At 69.9% G+C, this 15,059-nt stretch carries 17 protein-coding genes; 9 read left to right on the top strand and 8 right to left on the bottom strand.

Going from position 1 to position 15,059, the window contains the following annotated elements:
- Positions 1 to 68 precede the first annotated feature (68 nt).
- The 6 genes from CGQ25_RS15630 (at position 69) to CGQ25_RS15655 (ending at position 5,443) form a co-directional block, all read left to right on the top strand.
- Positions 69 to 1,004, top strand: coding sequence for a ketopantoate reductase family protein (locus tag CGQ25_RS15630; protein WP_208710764.1), 936 nt, complete (start codon positions 69 to 71; stop codon positions 1,002 to 1,004).
- Between the two features lie 91 nt (positions 1,005 to 1,095).
- The gene (locus CGQ25_RS15635) at positions 1,096 to 2,190 is read left to right on the top strand and encodes a sensor histidine kinase (protein ID WP_208710765.1); all 1,095 of its coding nucleotides are present in this window, start codon (positions 1,096 to 1,098) and stop codon (positions 2,188 to 2,190) included.
- Positions 2,187 to 2,825, top strand: coding sequence for a response regulator transcription factor (locus tag CGQ25_RS15640; protein ID WP_208710766.1), 639 nt, complete (start codon positions 2,187 to 2,189; stop codon positions 2,823 to 2,825). The genes CGQ25_RS15635 and CGQ25_RS15640 overlap by 4 nt, the downstream gene beginning before the upstream one ends.
- Before the next feature lie 141 nt (positions 2,826 to 2,966).
- Positions 2,967 to 3,356, top strand: a complete 390-nt coding sequence (locus tag CGQ25_RS15645; protein WP_208710767.1) for a hypothetical protein — start codon at positions 2,967 to 2,969, stop codon at positions 3,354 to 3,356.
- Positions 3,357 to 3,358: 2 nt separating this feature from the next.
- Positions 3,359 to 4,726 carry a DJ-1/PfpI family protein gene (locus CGQ25_RS15650; RefSeq protein ID WP_208710768.1) on the top strand — a complete coding sequence of 456 codons (1,368 nt, stop codon included), beginning with the start codon at positions 3,359 to 3,361 and terminating at the stop codon, positions 4,724 to 4,726.
- A 150-nt stretch (positions 4,727 to 4,876) separates the two neighbouring features.
- Positions 4,877 to 5,443 (top strand): dihydrofolate reductase family protein, encoded by a 567-nt coding sequence (locus CGQ25_RS15655; RefSeq protein ID WP_208710769.1) that lies wholly within the window; start codon positions 4,877 to 4,879, stop codon positions 5,441 to 5,443.
- 31 nt (positions 5,444 to 5,474) lie between these two features.
- Here CGQ25_RS15655 and CGQ25_RS15660 read toward each other — a convergent pair whose 3' ends face one another.
- Together CGQ25_RS15660 and CGQ25_RS15665 are read right to left on the bottom strand one after the other, a co-directional pair.
- Entirely contained in the window at positions 5,475 to 6,113 is a 639-nt protein-coding gene (locus CGQ25_RS15660) for a heme-binding protein (protein WP_208710770.1), read from the bottom strand.
- Between the two features lie 51 nt (positions 6,114 to 6,164).
- Entirely contained in the window at positions 6,165 to 6,698 is a 534-nt protein-coding gene (locus tag CGQ25_RS15665) for a TetR/AcrR family transcriptional regulator (RefSeq protein WP_208710771.1), read from the bottom strand.
- Positions 6,699 to 6,862: 164 nt separating this feature from the next.
- Between CGQ25_RS15665 and CGQ25_RS15670 the strand changes: the two genes are divergently transcribed.
- Positions 6,863 to 7,525: an NADPH-dependent F420 reductase gene (locus CGQ25_RS15670; protein WP_208710772.1), complete on the top strand. Its 663-nt coding sequence runs from the start codon at positions 6,863 to 6,865 to the stop codon at positions 7,523 to 7,525.
- 124 nt (positions 7,526 to 7,649) lie between these two features.
- The gene (locus CGQ25_RS15675) at positions 7,650 to 8,297 is read left to right on the top strand and encodes a dihydrofolate reductase family protein (RefSeq protein ID WP_208710773.1); all 648 of its coding nucleotides are present in this window, start codon (positions 7,650 to 7,652) and stop codon (positions 8,295 to 8,297) included.
- 60 nt (positions 8,298 to 8,357) lie between these two features.
- On the opposite strand, the gene CGQ25_RS15680 is transcribed toward CGQ25_RS15675, so the two are convergent.
- The 4 genes from CGQ25_RS15680 to CGQ25_RS15695 all read right to left on the bottom strand — a co-directional run bounded on the left by CGQ25_RS15680 (position 8,358) and on the right by CGQ25_RS15695 (position 12,508).
- Complete coding sequence (locus CGQ25_RS15680; protein WP_208710774.1) at positions 8,358 to 8,540, bottom strand: hypothetical protein; 183 nt, start codon at positions 8,538 to 8,540, stop codon at positions 8,358 to 8,360.
- 514 nt (positions 8,541 to 9,054) lie between these two features.
- Positions 9,055 to 9,495 carry an SRPBCC domain-containing protein gene (locus CGQ25_RS15685; protein ID WP_208710775.1) on the bottom strand — a complete coding sequence of 147 codons (441 nt, stop codon included), beginning with the start codon at positions 9,493 to 9,495 and terminating at the stop codon, positions 9,055 to 9,057.
- 75 nt (positions 9,496 to 9,570) lie between these two features.
- A complete protein-coding gene (locus tag CGQ25_RS15690) occupies positions 9,571 to 10,491 on the bottom strand; it encodes an alpha/beta hydrolase (protein WP_222703665.1) in 921 nt (306 codons plus the stop codon).
- Between the two features lie 34 nt (positions 10,492 to 10,525).
- Entirely contained in the window at positions 10,526 to 12,508 is a 1,983-nt protein-coding gene (locus tag CGQ25_RS15695) for an NAD(P)/FAD-dependent oxidoreductase (RefSeq protein ID WP_208710776.1), read from the bottom strand.
- A gap of 123 nt (positions 12,509 to 12,631) precedes the next feature.
- Between CGQ25_RS15695 and CGQ25_RS15700 the strand changes: the two genes are divergently transcribed.
- Entirely contained in the window at positions 12,632 to 13,312 is a 681-nt protein-coding gene (locus CGQ25_RS15700) for an IclR family transcriptional regulator (RefSeq protein ID WP_208710777.1), read from the top strand.
- A gap of 16 nt (positions 13,313 to 13,328) precedes the next feature.
- On the opposite strand, the gene CGQ25_RS15705 is transcribed toward CGQ25_RS15700, so the two are convergent.
- The gene (locus tag CGQ25_RS15705; RefSeq protein ID WP_208710778.1) at positions 13,329 to 14,042 is read right to left on the bottom strand and encodes an SDR family oxidoreductase; all 714 of its coding nucleotides are present in this window, start codon (positions 14,040 to 14,042) and stop codon (positions 13,329 to 13,331) included.
- On the bottom strand, positions 14,042 to 14,695 hold the full coding sequence (locus CGQ25_RS15710) for a TetR/AcrR family transcriptional regulator (protein WP_208710779.1): 654 nt from the start codon (positions 14,693 to 14,695) through the stop codon (positions 14,042 to 14,044). Before CGQ25_RS15710 ends, CGQ25_RS15705 begins: the two co-directional genes overlap by 1 nt.
- Between the last annotated feature and the right edge of the window lie 364 nt (positions 14,696 to 15,059).

Genomic DNA, 15,059 nt, shown 5'->3' on the forward strand with positions numbered 1-15,059 from the left:
CGCCGTGGCACGCCGCGCCGTGCCGGTACCCTGCGCGGCGCCGGTACCCTGACGGAGGAGGCGAGGCAATGAGGATACTGATCGCGGGCGCTGGGGCTACGGGTGGCTACTTCGGGGCGCGACTGGCCCAGGCCGACCGGGACGTCACTTTCCTGGTCCGGGCAGGCCGGGCGGAACAGCTCGGGAAGGGTCTGCGGCTGATCGGCCCGGACACAGACGAGACGGTGCAGGTGCACGCTCTGACCGCCGAGCAGCTCGACGAGCGGCCATACGATCTCGTGATCCTGGCGCTCAAGGCGAGCGCCCTCGAGAGCGTGCTCGACCAGCTCGGGCCGGCGATCGGCCCCGAGACGCTGGTCCTCCCGTTCCTCAACGGCATGCGGCACCTCCGGCTCCTCAACGACCGCTTCGGCACCGATAGGGTGCTCGGCGGATCCGTGCGCGTGGTCACCCACGTCACCCCGGAGGGGGCGATCCGCCAGGTCCTCCCGCTGGCCGAGATCGTCCTCGGCGCCCAGCCGGGCGGTCCCGCCGCCCGGGCCGAAGAGGTCGGCCGCGAGCTCTCCGTGCCCGGCTTCAGGCTGCGCGTCACCCAGGACATCCTGACGACGATGTGGCACAAGTGGGCCTTCATCGTGGCCTCTGGAGTCGGATCGATCCTCATGCGCGCCGCCTTCGGAAAGATCTCCGCGGTGCCGGAGGGCCAGGACTTCATCCGGGCTGTGGTCGCCGAGACCGAAAGCGTCCTGGACGCTGCCGGCTATCCGGCGTCCGAGTCCTCGCACCGGTCGTCGCTGGAGATGCTGACCCAGCCGGGCTCGCCCTTCGTCCCCTCCCTGTACCGCGACTTCACCGAGGGCCGGGAGCACGAGGGCGAGCACCTCATCGGCGACTTCGCCGCCACCGCGCGTGAGCTGGGGGTCCACACGCCGCTGACGGACCTGGCCCTCCTGCAGATCCGCGTCCACGACCGGGCGAAGGCTCTCGCGTCCGATCGCGTCTGACACACAGGCGCCAACGGGCCAACCGCCTGCACCACCGCAGCCCCGACTCGCTCCTGTTGACCCCGGAACCGCCACCGCGCACTGTGGAACCGTGCACTGGGCACTGGCCGTCCTCACCGTCATCGCGTTCGTGACCCTGCCGCTCGGGTCCGCGAGCTTCGAGCAGCAGCCGCTGATGACCCTGCTCGTCGGGCTGGCGTTCTCCCTGCTGGCAGTCTTCGGCTTCCGCTTCGTGCAGGGGAGCTCCTTCTGGCGGAGGGCGCCCTTCATCGGCGTGCTGCTGGTGCTCGGCTTCTGGGAGTTCTCGCTCTCGGGGGCAGCAGTCGGCTCTGTCCTGTTCCTCGTCGTGCTCGTGTCGGAGAGCGTGCTGCTCCTGCCGCTGCCTGCCGCGGCCGCGGTCGCCGCCGTCATCCCGCTCATCCACCTCGGGATGGACTGGCGCGACGGCCTGCGCGAGGGGCTCGGCACCCTGGCCGCCACGGTCTTCACGCTCATCGTCACCGAACTGCTCGTGCGGGAGCAGAAGGCCCGGGCGGAGCTCGCCACCGCCAATGAGCGGCTGCGCGGCTACGCCGCCCAGGCCGAGCAGCTCGCCACCATCCAGGAGCGCAACCGGCTCGCGCGGGACATCCACGACGGCGTGGGCCACCACCTCACGGTCGTGCAGATGCAGCTCGAGGCGGCGCGCGCCGTCCTCCGCACCGCGGGGCCTGAGCGACTCGACGCCATGCTGGCCACCGCGCAGGAGCAGTCGCGGCAGGCCCTCGCCGAGGTGCGGCGGTCGGTGGCTGCCCTGCGGGAGCAGCGCCCCTCCCTCGAGGAGGCACTTCGGGTCCTCACCGCGGAGGCGACCCAGACCGGCGTGCCGGCCGAGGTCGAGGTCCGCGGCACGGCCCGGCCCCTCCGGGCCGAGGTGGAGGAGTCCCTCTTCCGGGCCGCCCAGGAGGGCCTCACGAATGCCCGCAAGCACGCCCAGGCGAGCCGCATCGCCGTCGTCCTCGACTACCGCGGTGCGGACCGCGTGCGGCTCGAGGTGCACGACGACGGTCGGGGCCTCGGCGAGCAGCCCGGCGCCGGATTCGGGCTGACCGGGCTGCGCGAGCGGATGGCGGGTCTCGGCGGGCGCCTGTCCCTCGATCCGGCCGACCCCACCGGGCTCACCCTCACCGTGGAAGTGCCGGCGTGACGATCCGGGTGCTCGTCGCCGACGACCAGGCGCTGTTCCGCGAGGCGCTCGTGACACTGCTCGAGGTGCAGGCCGGGGTCGAGGTGGTCGGCGAGGCCGCCAACGGCGACGAGGCCGTGCGCCGGAGCCGCGAACTGCACCCCGACGTGGTGCTCATGGACCTGCGGATGCCGGTGCTGGACGGCATCGCCGCGACCGCGCGGCTGCATGCCGAGCAGCCCGGCGTGCGGGTCCTGGCGCTGACGACGTTCGACGACGACGAGAACGTCTTCGCCGCGCTGCGCGCTGGCGCCGTCGGGTATCTGCTCAAGGACGTGACCTCGGCGCGGCTCGTCGAGGCGCTCGAGGCGGCGGCCCGGGGCGGATCCGTGCTCGAGCCGTCCGTCGCGGCGAAGGTCGTGGCCCGAGTCGCGAGCCTCCCCGCGGAAGCGCCGGCGCCGGAGCATCCGCTGTCCGGGCGGGAGGTCGAGGTCGTGCGGATGCTCGCCCAGGGGCGCAGCAACCGCGAGATCGCCGCCGTGCTCTTCCTCGCCGAGGGCACGGTGAAGAACCTCGTCACGAGCGTGCTGTCGAAGCTGGACGTGCGCGACCGCACCCAGGCGGCCCTCAAGGCCCGGGACCTCGGGCTCCTCTGAACCGCCTCTCGTCTGACCTGCCTCTCACGCGACCCCGGGTCACCCCGCGAAGGTGACCCCGGCCATGACCTCCGGCACCTGACCCGGCCTCTGCCCCGGGACGACGATTCCTATGTCCGCAAGGAATCAACAGGAGCAGAGATGAACCACCAAGAGAAGACCTCGCACCGTCCCTCCGCACGCCGCTTCGCGCTGCACGGCCTGGAGATGGTGATCGCCATGCTGGTCGGCATGGTGGTGCTGGGGACCGTCTGGTCGTGGCTGGGGCTGAGCCACGACACCGCCGTGGAGTCGCTCGTCATGGCCACGGACATGGCGATCGCCATGGCGGTCTGGATGCGCTTCCGCGGCCACGGGCTGCCGGCCATCGTCGAGATGTCCGCGGCGATGTACGTGCCGTTCCTGACGCTGCTGCCGTTCTACTGGACCGGCGCGCTCTCCGCCATGGACTTCATGAGTGCCGGCCACGTGCTCATGCTCCCGGCCATGCTGGCCTCGATGCTGCGCCGGCGGCACGAATACGGGTGGTAACGATGCGCGCCCTCCTGAAGGCCGTCGCGAAGGTCCTCGTGGTCGTGGTCGCCGCCTTGGCACTCCCTGCCGCGCCAGGCGCCGCCGCCGTCAACGACCTGGTCTCCACCCTCAATGCACCCCGGACCGACGGCGTCACGGCGCGGCCCGCACCCGCGGCCTACGACCCGGCGAAGCCTACCGCCGTCGTCGTGGTCGGCGACAAGGGCGCGGTGGTGTCCGACGCCCTCGCCCCCTACGAGATCCTTGCCAGCACGGGTGCGTTCAACGTCTACACCGTGGCCCCCGAGGCGCACCCGGTTCCCCTGACCGGCGGGCTCGACCTGGTCCCGGACTTCACCTTCGCACAGCTCGAGCGCCTGATCGGAAAGGCGAGCGACGTCGTCGTCGTGCCCGCCATGCCCGACGTCGCCAATCCCTCCGCGGATCCGGTGGCCGGCTGGCTCGCGCGGCAGGCCTCCGCGGGCTCGCTGGTGCTGACCGTCTGCAACGGCGGCGCGATCGCCGCGTCGGCCGGGGTCCTCGACGGGCACCGGGCCACCGCGCACTGGCTGCGGCTGGACGAGTGGGCGCGCACGTACCCGCGCGTCGACTGGGTGCGCGGCACAAGGTATGTCGACGACGGCGTGGTGGTCAGCACGGCCGGCATCCTGTCCGGCGTGGACGGCACGCTGCGCGTCGTCGAGCGGCTCGTCGGGGCGAAGGCCGCCGCCGATGCCGCCGCGGCGATCGGCTGGCCGCACTACCACCCGGGCGGTCCCGCGCCGATGCAGCAGGCCCGGCTCGAGCCGCGCGACGCCGTCGCGGCGTTGAACACCGCGTTCCGCTGGGACCGGCAGAAGGTCGGAGTGCTGCTCGAGGACGGAGTGGGCGAGATCGAGCTCGCCTCGGTGTTCGACACGTTCGGGCAGTCCCTGGCGGTCCGCACGGTCGCCGTGGGAGCCGGCCCGGTACACACCCGTCACGGGCTCACGTTCGTGCCGCGGGCCGGGACGGCGGCGGGGCTTGACCGGCTGGTGGTGCCCGGCTCCGGGAGCGGCGGGGCGGTCGCCGGGGCCGCGGCCGGGGCGGCTGCCGAGTACCCGCACCGGGACGGGGGCTTCCCGTACGACGGCGTGCTGCGCTACCTCGCGCGCACCACGGACGTCGCGACGGCGGACTGGACGGCGAAGGTCCTCGAGTACCCGGTCGACGGCCTGGGCCTCGCGGGGCAGCCGTGGCCATGGGACGAGACGCTGCGCCCCGTCGCCCTCGCGCTCGTCGGCGTGCTTGCGGCGCTCGGAGCGTTCGCGCTCGTCCGCGCGCGCCGGCGGCCGACGCCGGGCCCCGCCGTGAGGGAGCGGGAGCCGGAAGGGGCCGGGACACGGTAGCTCCGCTGTGGGCGGGGGCGCTCCCGCAGAGCTGTCAGCGCACGACGGCGGGTGGGCACCCGCCGTCGTGCGCGTCCGCGGGAGGCTGCGATCCGACCAGTCGGGTCCCCCGCTCTTACGCTGGCGACCGGCCGGTGGAAGGCTGGCGCCATGCGGAAACTGATCTACGGCATGAACGTGACCCTGGACGGCTACATCGCGGCGGTCGGCGACGATATCGGCTGGAGCGAGCCCAGCGAGGAACTGTTCGCGTGGTGGCTCGACCAGGAGCAGGCGAGCGGCCTGACGCTGTACGGACGCAAGCTGTGGGAGACCATGAGTGTCTACTGGCCGACCGCGGACCAGCAGCCCGACGCCAACCCGTTGGAGATCGAGTTCGCGCGGAACTGGCGCGACTCGCCCAAGGTCGTGTTCTCCTCGACGCTGGACGGGGACCTCGGCTGGAACACCCGCCTCGTCGCCGGGGACCCGGTCGCCGAGATCTCCCGGCTCAAGGACGAGGACGGCGCCCCCATGACCATCGGCGGCGCAACGCTCGCAGCAGCAGCCATGCAGGCAGGGCTGATCGACGAGTACGTGCTGGCCACCCATCCCGTCCTGGTCGGCGGCGGCACCCCGTTCTTCACCGCAATGGACAGCTGGGTGAACCTTGACCTAGTGGAGACGCGGGCGTTCCCCGGCGGCGTCGTGATGACGCGGTACGAGGCGAGGCGCTGAGCCGGCGGAGCCGGGTGCCCCACCGCCGTCGTCAGCTCTCCGCCGACGGCCTCGCAGCCTGGTCAGGCGCCACGTCCTGGATGACCTCGTTTCGGCGGAGGAACCAGGGCTTGAACGGTGGGTCGAATCGGGCGAAGCGGGGAGCACCTGACGGTTTCAGGCCAGCCGCGGTCAGGGCTTCCTGGAGTTCGCGGTTGCGCTTGGCGAAGTCAGCTTCGGTCCCGCGGCCCGTGAAGCGGACAACTGCCGCCGTGGAGCCCGGCACGGCCCGGATCGTCACGCGCGGGTCCGCCGGCACCGGGGCCGCTTCCTCCGTCATTCCGGTCGGGAGCACGAACGACACGACGTACGCGCCACCGTCCGGCTCCCCGCCGCCGGCAGGGCCTCCGCCCAAGGGACCCTGCTGGAGCACCGGCGCCGTCATCTGCACCTTCTGGGACGGAGGCTCGCGGCTCGGCGCAGCGCCTTGGAGGACGGGCGCGGTCATCGGCACCGACTGGCGGGCCATGTTGTTGCCGCTGATGTAGTTGAACAGGTGGCGGAAGGCGGCATTGCCGGCGCGGTCGAAGGTCGCGTCGACCTCTACTTCCGCGACGGTGTGCTCCGGATACCGCCGCAGCTCGAAGTCCGCGTAGCGCTGCAGAAGCTCGTAGGGCTGCTGTTCAGTCATCCTCCCTCAGACGCTACGCCCCGGGTGGCGCTGAGAACAGGGGCGTATGCCTCAGCGCGTCGGGCAGGCCTCGTCGATGAGCCGCCGGGCCAGACCGAGCGCGCGGTTGCCGTAGGTGCGCCCATCGAGGACCGCCGCGGTGGCGTAGGCGCCGTTCAGCACGATCAGCAGTTCCTCGGCCAGGCGGCCGGGATCTTCGGCGCCGGCCTGCTCGGCAAGCGAGTGGAGCCAGTCGCGCACCTTCTGCTTGTGGTCGACGGCGACACGGTGCGCCGGGTGGTCCCCCTCGGGGAATTCGGTATTCGTGTTCAGCATGGGGCAGCCTCGGTACCCTGTTCCCGCGGTGTCCTCCGCGAGGACCTCGAATACTGCGCTGAGCTTCTGCCGAGGCTCCACGTGCTCGGCCGCGGCGTGCTCCATGCGCTCGAACCACGCGTCGGCACGGCCTCGGACATAGGCGGTGGCCAAAGCGTCCTTGGTGGGGAACTGCCGGTAGACCGTGGCGTTCCCTACGCCGCACTCCTTCACGACAGCGTCCATGCCCACCGCGCGGATCCCCTGCTGGTAGTAGAGGCGCGTGGCCACTTCCAGGATGTTGCGCCTGTTCTCTTCAGCCGTCCGCCGCGTCACCGCGATCTTCCTCCTCGTGCCGTCCGTGCCCTTCCAGCTTGACAGACGGACCGATCCGTCACAAATATTGGACGGAACGATCCGTCACATCGGACGGATGGCGACTCGAAGGAGCCCCCATGAAGATCGCAGTACTCGGGACCGGCATGGTCGGGCGCGCCCTCGCGGCCCGCCTCGCCGAGCTCGGCCACGCCGTCACCATCGGCACCCGCAACCCGGAGGAGACCCTCGCCCGCACCGGCGACGACGCGTTCGCCGCCTGGGCCGCGGCGAATCCGGCCGTCGGGCTCGCCGCGTTCCCCGACGCCGCCTCGGACGCCGAGGTGGCGATCAACGCCACCAACGGTGGAGCGGCGCTCGAGGTCCTCTCACTGGCAGGTCAGGAGAACCTCGCGGGCAAGGTCCTCGTCGACATCGCGAACCCCCTGGACTTCAGTGCCGGCATGCCGCCGACCCTGTTCGTGAAGGACACCGACTCGCTCGGCGAGCAGATCCAGCGCGCCCACCCCGACGCGCTCGTGGTCAAGACCCTCAATACGCTCAACGCGTCCCTCATGGCGGACCCCGGCAAGCTGGGCGAGCCCAGCACGGTGTTCGTCTCCGGGAACGACGCCGCGGCGAAGGCCACCGCGTCCGGGCTCCTGGCAGAGATGGGTCATCAGGACATCATCGACCTCGGCGACATCACGACGGCCCGCGGCACCGAGATGCTCCTTCCCGTCTGGCTGCGCCTGTGGGGCGCTCTGGGGACACCGGAGTTCAACTTCAAGATCGTCCGCTGACTGGGCGCCTCCTCGCCCAGCGGAAGCCCGAGCGGCACAATGGCTCTGGATGGCGAGGCTCCCGGACTGCGGTGGGGCCGCGCTGCCGCGCTGCGTCCACTCCCCCACCCCGAAGGAGCCACCCATGGCAGTTCGCGTCGACCTCAACATCTCCCTCGACGGCTACGCGTCCACAGCCGACCAGACGCCGGAGAACCCGATGGGCGAGGACTGGCCGCGCCTCGTCGCGGCCTACACCGGCACAAGGACCTTCCGTGAACGGGTGCTCGGCGACCGCTCCGGCGAGGGGACTACAGGCGTCGACGATCGCTACGGGGCGGCCTACTTCGAGGGCATCGGCGCCGAGATCATGGGCGCGGGCATGTTCGGCCTGCACACCTTCCCGGACGATCCGGACTGGCGCGGGTGGTGGGGCGACGAGCCGCCGTTCCACGCGCCGGTCTTCGTCCTGACGCACCACGCCGACCGCGCGCCCATCGAGTTCGACAACGGCACGGTGTTCCACTTCCTTTCGGCCACGCCGGAGGAGGCCCTGGCCAAGGCGACCGAGGCCGCAGGCGGGGCCCACGTGCGGATCGGCGGCGGGGTGGACATCGTTCGGGCGTTTCTGAAGGCTGGGCTCGTCGACCGGCTGCACGTGGCGATATCGCCCATCCTGCTCGGCCGTGGGAAGAGCCTGTGGGAGGACCTGCGCGGGCTCGAGGCCGGCTACACCGTCAGCAGCGAGGTTGCCGAGAGCGGCGTCGTGCACATGACCTTCGCGCGGGACTGACGCCGCGGCGCGCTTAGGGCCGCCGGCGGGCCGGCCCCGCATTCTCTGATGCCGCGGCGATCAGCGGGCCTGCTGGGCGAGCCTCTTGACCGATTCGGGCGCTTCCTGACCGGCCTTCTCCAGAGCAGCCACGTAGACTTTGGCAGCTGCGGCGCGGTTGGCAGCCTTCTTGGACACGAACCGGCTGCCGGACGTGGTCTTACGCACAGTGCCAGTGACGTTGCGCTTGGTGCCTTCGGCCATCACGATTCCTCCGTCTGCTGGTCCTCTGATTGTGCCCCGGCTTGCTGCAAACCGTCTACGAGCTCGATCTCGTCACCCGGGAAGACGATCGGGTCGAGCGCAGTAGCTGCCATCGCGCCTCCCGGGCGCGCCGCTCCTCGCTGCGTCGGTTCAGGCGGGTTCCCCAGAAGGCCAAGGACGCCGCCAGCACGGCAGCTGCCCCGCCGAATCCCGGGGACATCAGCCATGCGCCGCAGTTCCATTCCAATGCCCCAGCCCCCTTCGCTGAACTACCCCTTCTACATCGTGAGGCTAGGGCCGTCCACCGACAGAAGCGGCTCGGAGGGTGAGTGCACATACTCGGCTTTCTCCCCAGCGCGCGCGTGACCCCCGGACCGTCGCGATGCATGCATTGCTGAGGCAGACCGGCTGCCGGCATGGCGTTTGTGCTCGGTCCCCGGCGCTCAGGAAGTTCCGTCGCACGCACGACGGCGCTTCCCCGGCTCGGGTGCGCGGCGTCACCGGAGCGTCCGCCTTAGGGCCGCCCCTCCTCGACCACCCGCTTGATGTCCGCCAGGACGGGCGCCCACGCGTTGGCGACCATGGTGTCGGCGTCGGCCTGGGTCGGACTGTTGCCGTGGGTCAGGGTCAACGTGGTGGCGCCGTCGTGCTCCGTCAGCTCGTAGGTGACGTGGTGGTAGTTCTCGGGCGAGTCGTCGGTGCCCGCCAACGGGCTCCAGTGGGTCGTGCTGACGACCCTGGGCGGCTCGTAGCGCAGGACCGTGCCCTTGTCGGTGTAGCGCTGCCCCTTCCATTCCCCGCTCCAGGTCACGGAGCCGCCTACGCGCCAGTCAGCCTCGAGCGTCGTCCCGTGGAGGTACAGCGAGACGGTCTCGGGGTCGACGAGCGCGTCCCACACGCGCTCGATCGGGGCGTTGATCGTGATCGACGTCTGGGCCGAATAGGTATCCGCCATGGCGCGATCGTAACGCCGTCCACGGGATGGGACGAGGGCTGGCGTGTGCATTGGAACTGGCCTCCGTGACTCGGCCTACACGTGCGGCCCCGCCGTCTTCAGGAAGGCGGCAATGTCTTCGAGGGTGCTCAGGGCACCGGGCAGCAGGTTCACGTTGGCGAGGAAGCCATGCATCTGGCCCTCGATGAGGCGGGTACTGACCGGAACTCCGGCGGCAGCCAAGCGGTCAGCATAGGCCTGCCCCTCGTCTCGCAGGACGTCGTATTCGGCCAGGACCACCATGGCCGGCGGAGCGCCGGCCAGACCTGTCGTGCGAAGCGGCGAGGCGCTCGGTTCGGTTCGGCGAGCGACCTCGGGGACGTACTGGTCCCAGAAGTAGCCCATCGTCTCCCGAGTCAGCGAGAGCTGATTGTCCTGGTGTGCGTACGACGGGTAGTCCATCGTGCAGTCGGTTACCGGACAGCACAGGATCTGGCACGCCAACACTTCGGCTCGGCGGAGAGCCACGGCTGCCGCGAGGTTGCCACCAGCGCTCTCCCCGAGGACCATCACGGGTGCCGCTGAGGAACCGGTGAGGGCGCCGGCGTGAGCCGCTGCCCAGTCCACGGCTCTCACCGCATCGTCGAAGGCCGCCGGGTAGCGGTGCTCAGGAGCCTTGCGGTACTCGACCGCCACCACCGTCATGCCGGCAAGCTGCGCGAGGTGGCGGCTCATCGGGGTGACGGCATCGACGTTGCCCAGTACCCACCCTCCTCCGTGGAATACGAGGACCACCCCGAGAGTGTGGCGGGAGCGCTTGAAGATCCGGGCCGAGAGGGGCCTGTCCGCATCGATGAGGACGTCTTCCTCATGGCTCATCGTCGGGCCGTTTCCGAGTGCCGGGAGGTTGCGCAGGGCTCGTTTGCGGGCTTCGGCCAGTGGGATTTCGTGCAGGGGAAGGCCGCCGGCCGCACGCATCGTTTCGAGCATCTTCTGGCTGGCCGCGTCAAGTGGCACGGTGTCTCCCGTTGTCCTAGGCAGGTCGCGTCGATCAGTGGCGAACCGTGAAATCGCGGTCGAAATCGACCTCGTGGGTCAGTCGCCAGTACTCGAGATGGCTGAAAGGCCAGATCTGGGACACCCGGCCGTGGCGGTTCTTGTACCAGCTGCGTACCTGCGGCTGCCCCCAGGCGCGGGTGGCGTTCGCGGCGTCGACCTTCCCCGTGATGTCCTCGAGGGCAGACTGCTTCACATCGAAGCCCTTCACGCCCCGCAGCAGGGTCTGGTGGATGGCCTCGACGGCGAATTCGACGCCGCACTCCATCATGAAGTGCTGGCTGCCGTGCACGACGTAGTTCGTGTTCGGACCCATGACGATGAACAGGTTCGGGTAGCCCGGGACCGAGATACCGCCCCATGCACGCGCGTCGCCCTGCCAGTGCTCCTTGAGCGTCTGGCCCGTCGCACCGCGGACCTCGATCGGGTCGAGGAAGTCAGAGGCGAGGAACCCTGTCGCATAGATGACGGCGTCGAACTCGTGGAAGTCGCCGTCTGCCGTCGTGATTCCGTCCTCGGTGAAGTGGTCGATGCCGCTTGTGACAATCCGGGCGTGGGGGCGCTGTAGCGCCTCGGCCCACACGCCGTTGTCGCGCAGCATGCGTTTGGCACCCGGGGGGTAGTTCGGCACCACCGTGGCGAGCAGCTCTGGATGGTCCTTCCACTGCTCGCTGATGACGTCGGTGAGGATCTGGCGCACCTTGAGGTTGACGGGAGACACAGAGTCCTCGCGGTCCCAGCCGGCGGCGGCGACCACGGTGTGGGCTCGGCCGGTGGCGGACTGGAAGAAGCCGGAGAGGCGGAACCACTGCCCGTAGTAGGGGACGTGCTCGCACAGCCAGCTCAGCGCCGAGGGAGTCGCATCGTGGTAGTTCGGCGCCGGGACCATCCACGGGCCGGATCGCTGGAAGACGGTCAGCTGCGCGACGCGGTCCACGATGGCCGGGACGATCTGATAGGCGCTGGCACCGGTGCCGATGACGGCGACCCGCTTGCCGGCCAGATCCACCCCGTGGTCCCAGCGCGCGGAGTGCATCTGCGCGCCGCGGAAGTCGCCGCGCCCCGGGTATTCGGGGATGTTCGGCCGCTCGAGCTGGCCGACTGCCGAGATGACGGCGTTGAAGCGCTGGACGGTGTCTGTTCCCCCCGACCGCGTCACGACCTCCCAGTCCCCGCGCTCCTCGTCCCACGTGAGAGCCGTGACCTCGGTGCCGAACACGACGTGCTTGCGCAGGCCCGCTCGTTCAACGATCTCGAGCGCGTACTCCTCGATCTCCTCTCCCCTGGCGTAGGCGCTGGGCCAGTCGGCGCGTTGGGCGAAGGAGTAGCTGTAGGCGAAGGTCGGGGTGTCAAGGCGCACGCCGGGATAGGTGTTGGCCCACCACACCCCGCCGACGTCGGGGTTCTTCTCGAACGCCGTGAACGGTACGCCCGCCTGGCTCAGCCGGTACATGGCGGCGATGCCGGACATGCCCGTGCCGATCACCGCCACCTTGAACTCGCGGCCCTGGGAGACCTCTTCGAACGTCCAGTCAGGGGCACCGAGCTTCTTCGGCGCGAGGTCCAGCTCGTGGGTCAGCAGCTCGGTGTCCGCATCGCTCGCCCCGTTGGTGAGGAAGTCGAGCAGGATGCGCGTCTCCGCCGCATCGAGGCGGCGCGGCGTGGTCAGGCGATCGTCGCGCACCCGCTTGAGGGCGGTGAGGGCCACGTCGCGTGCCTCTGCCTGCGCTTCGACACTCAGGCCGCCGTGCGGGGCCGGAACCACGTCCGCTGGCGGGAATGACGGCCGAAGCCCGGGCCGCAGCATCTGGAAGTCTCCTGTGACGGCGGCGAGCGCGACGAGCAGCGACGGCAGGTCAGCCTCGTTGACGATGCGCTGCAGGAACGCGTCGCCCTCAGTGATCGGATGGTACTCGTCGCGCCAGTACACGTCGTCGACGGCGCCTGTGAGCGTGCCGATCGCCTCGGGAATCGTCATTGAAGCCTCCTCATCCGGCATCACTCGTGTAGATAATGCACGTTCGTCTTGAAATGTGAGTAAATAGTGATCGTCATAGATCGCCTTGTCAAGGAACTCGAGGAGCGTCGATACGCTGTGAGCATGTCCGAGACTCCCCCCTCAGCTCCGCAGGGGTCGCAGACGCTGGCGCGCGGAATTCAGGCGCTCAAGACCGTGGCGATGTCGCGGACGGGGCTCTCGATCCAGGAAGTGGCGGCTGGATTGGGTGTCCACCGCAGCGTGGCCTCGCGGTTGCTGCAAACCCTTTCGGAGGGCGGCCTGATCACGCGCGGAGGCGACGGACGGTATCGCGCCGGCGCGGGCCTGATCCCGTTGGCACGCAACGGCGTCGCCGTCTTCCGTGAGGAGGCGCTGCCCGAGGTGAGGCGCCTTTGCGACAGGCTGGGCGCGACGATCGCCCTGTTCGTCGAGCAGGCAGGCGCAGCCTACGCACTGCTGGTGGAGGCCCCGCGATCGGCGGGCTTCCATCTCTCCCTCAGCGAGGGTGCCAGCTACCCCTTCGACCACGGCGCAGCCACGTGGGCGCTGCGTTCCCTCCATCCCGCGCGCCCAGACGACCCCGCCGTCTTGGCCGAGGCACGCTCGCGAGGCTGGGTGCGCACTGCCGGTGAGGTTGAACCGGGCGCGTATGCGTTGGCAGTCCCGATCGGCTCAGATGGCCTGCGTCCGAACTCCTGCCTGGCCGTCATCACGCTGCGGGAGGAGCTGCTCGACGGCGCACTCGAGCCGCTGCTCGAGTCTGCGCGCCGGATTGCCGCATGACCCTACGGCGGACCGGTCAGACTGCTCGGGAGCTGCCACCGTCGACGCGGATGTTCTGCCCGGTGATGTAGCTCGACTCGTCACTGGCGAGGAACCGGACGACACGCGCGACCTCCGCCGTGCTGGCAGCACGGCGGAGAGGGATGCGCGAGGTCCACTCGGCCGGGACGGTGCTGGGGTCCGGCTTGGTGAAGCCGGGCAGGACGTTGTTCATGCGGATGCCCTGCGGGCCGTACTCGTCCGCGTAGAGCTTGGCGAACGAAGCAAGGCCGGCGCGGATGGTTGCCGAGACCGGGTAGGCAGGGTTCGGCTCGAAGGGTGAGCTCGTCGAGATGTTCACGATCGACCCGCCCCCGCCCTCCAGCATGAGGGGCGTGACAATGCGCGCCATGCGGACCACGTTCAGCAGACAGAGCTCCAGTCCGTCGAGCCAGTCCTGATCGCTCAGCTCGAGCACCTTGCCCTTCGCCGGGTGGCCGGTGCAGTTGACGACAGCATCGACACGGCCGTAGGCCGACACCGCCAGGTCGACAACCTCGCGGAGGTCGTCGACCGAACGGTTCGAACCGTCGACGCCGACGCCACCGAGGTCGCGCGCAAGGGCGGCGGCCCGGCCTGAGGGCGACAGCGCCGCGATGCGGTAGCCGGACGAGGCGAGCTCGGCGATGCTCGCCGCACCGATGCCGGATCCGCCGCCGACGACGATCGCGACCTTCCCCGGATCGGCCATCAGGAGTCCCCCTCCTTCGACTTCGCCTCGGCGCCGCGCTTCGCATAGTGTTCGGTCAGCAGGTCGACCGCCAGAGTCGACAGCTCGGCGAGCTCCTTGAAGTCGACGTCATCGCCGGCCGAGGCCGATACGTAGAACCCCTCCGTCAGCGCGCGGCCGAAGGCCACGATCTTCCGCGCGAATTCCGGGTCCGCCCCGAGGGCCTCCGCCGGGAACTGTCCGCCCACCTGACCCAAGGCGGTTTCGAACATGTCCGCGCGGATCTGAAGGTACTTCTGGCGCGCCTCGTTGTCCTCCAGACGCTTCTCGAGTGCGAAGACCAGGCCGATGACCCAGAACGCGTGCTTCGCGTTGGCGGGGTTCGAGCGAGGGGCCGCCGCGCCCGCGATCGAGCTGCCCAGCAACTCGCGCTGGCTGCGTCCCCCGACCGAATCACGCCAGAGACCGAAGCAGTAGTCCAAGAGCGCGACGAACAGCTTCTCCTTGTTCTCGAAGTGCCAGTACACCGAGCCGATAGGGAGCCCGGAGACGCGCGCGACCTCCGACATCGTCGTCCCCTCGTACCCCGCCTCAACCGCCAGGCCGAGGACCGCGTCCAGGATCGCCTTCTCGTTCTCCGGCGTCGTGTGGTGCACACTCCTGCGCTTGGCCATGCTCCCTGCCTCCCTGGACCCGCAGCGCCTCGAAACCCTTGACGCCTGTGTGACCCACGATATACCGTCACATCAATCCAGAATGCCCATTCTATAATTCAGGGAAGCAGCACGTGCGACCTGGACAATGGCTCCGCCTAGCGAGCCCAGAGCGTTCCGGCCGTCCCTGCGCAGCGCTTGCTCAGGGCACTGTCGCGGCCGGCGAATAGGGCCGCAGGACAGGAGACAGGGAAGCCGGCCGCTCGTTCTCCGCGCCTCACTTCACCCCGCAGACCGCGACAGCTATTCGGCCCGCTGCGAAAGCCATCCCCGCGGTCCGCTGCGATGCGCTTTGTGGATGCACTACCGCAGTAGTTTGTTAGAG

The organism is Sinomonas sp. R1AF57 (genome assembly GCF_002224485.1).
Taxonomy (GTDB): domain Bacteria; phylum Actinomycetota; class Actinomycetes; order Actinomycetales; family Micrococcaceae; genus Sinomonas; species Sinomonas flava.

What these genes read in the sequence shown, in the direction of transcription:
- CGQ25_RS15645 (WP_208710767.1), top strand. Translation starts at nt 2,967, where the DNA reads ATGAACCACCAAGAGAAGACCTCGCACCGTCCCTCCGCACGCCGCTTC.
- CGQ25_RS15700 (WP_208710777.1), top strand. Translation starts at nt 12,632, where the DNA reads ATGTCCGAGACTCCCCCCTCAGCTCCGCAGGGGTCGCAGACGCTGGCG.
- CGQ25_RS15650 (WP_208710768.1), top strand. Translation starts at nt 3,359, where the DNA reads ATGCGCGCCCTCCTGAAGGCCGTCGCGAAGGTCCTCGTGGTCGTGGTC.
- CGQ25_RS15710 (WP_208710779.1), bottom strand. Translation starts at nt 14,695, where the DNA reads ATGGCCAAGCGCAGGAGTGTGCACCACACGACGCCGGAGAACGAGAAG.
- CGQ25_RS15675 (WP_208710773.1), top strand. Translation starts at nt 7,650, where the DNA reads ATGGCAGTTCGCGTCGACCTCAACATCTCCCTCGACGGCTACGCGTCC.
- CGQ25_RS15655 (WP_208710769.1), top strand. Translation starts at nt 4,877, where the DNA reads ATGCGGAAACTGATCTACGGCATGAACGTGACCCTGGACGGCTACATC.
- CGQ25_RS15685 (WP_208710775.1), bottom strand. Translation starts at nt 9,495, where the DNA reads ATGGCGGATACCTATTCGGCCCAGACGTCGATCACGATCAACGCCCCG.
- CGQ25_RS15680 (WP_208710774.1), bottom strand. Translation starts at nt 8,540, where the DNA reads ATGGCCGAAGGCACCAAGCGCAACGTCACTGGCACTGTGCGTAAGACC.
- CGQ25_RS15630 (WP_208710764.1), top strand. Translation starts at nt 69, where the DNA reads ATGAGGATACTGATCGCGGGCGCTGGGGCTACGGGTGGCTACTTCGGG.
- CGQ25_RS15660 (WP_208710770.1), bottom strand. Translation starts at nt 6,113, where the DNA reads ATGACTGAACAGCAGCCCTACGAGCTTCTGCAGCGCTACGCGGACTTC.
- CGQ25_RS15670 (WP_208710772.1), top strand. Translation starts at nt 6,863, where the DNA reads ATGAAGATCGCAGTACTCGGGACCGGCATGGTCGGGCGCGCCCTCGCG.
- CGQ25_RS15705 (WP_208710778.1), bottom strand. Translation starts at nt 14,042, where the DNA reads ATGGCCGATCCGGGGAAGGTCGCGATCGTCGTCGGCGGCGGATCCGGC.
- CGQ25_RS15695 (WP_208710776.1), bottom strand. Translation starts at nt 12,508, where the DNA reads ATGACGATTCCCGAGGCGATCGGCACGCTCACAGGCGCCGTCGACGAC.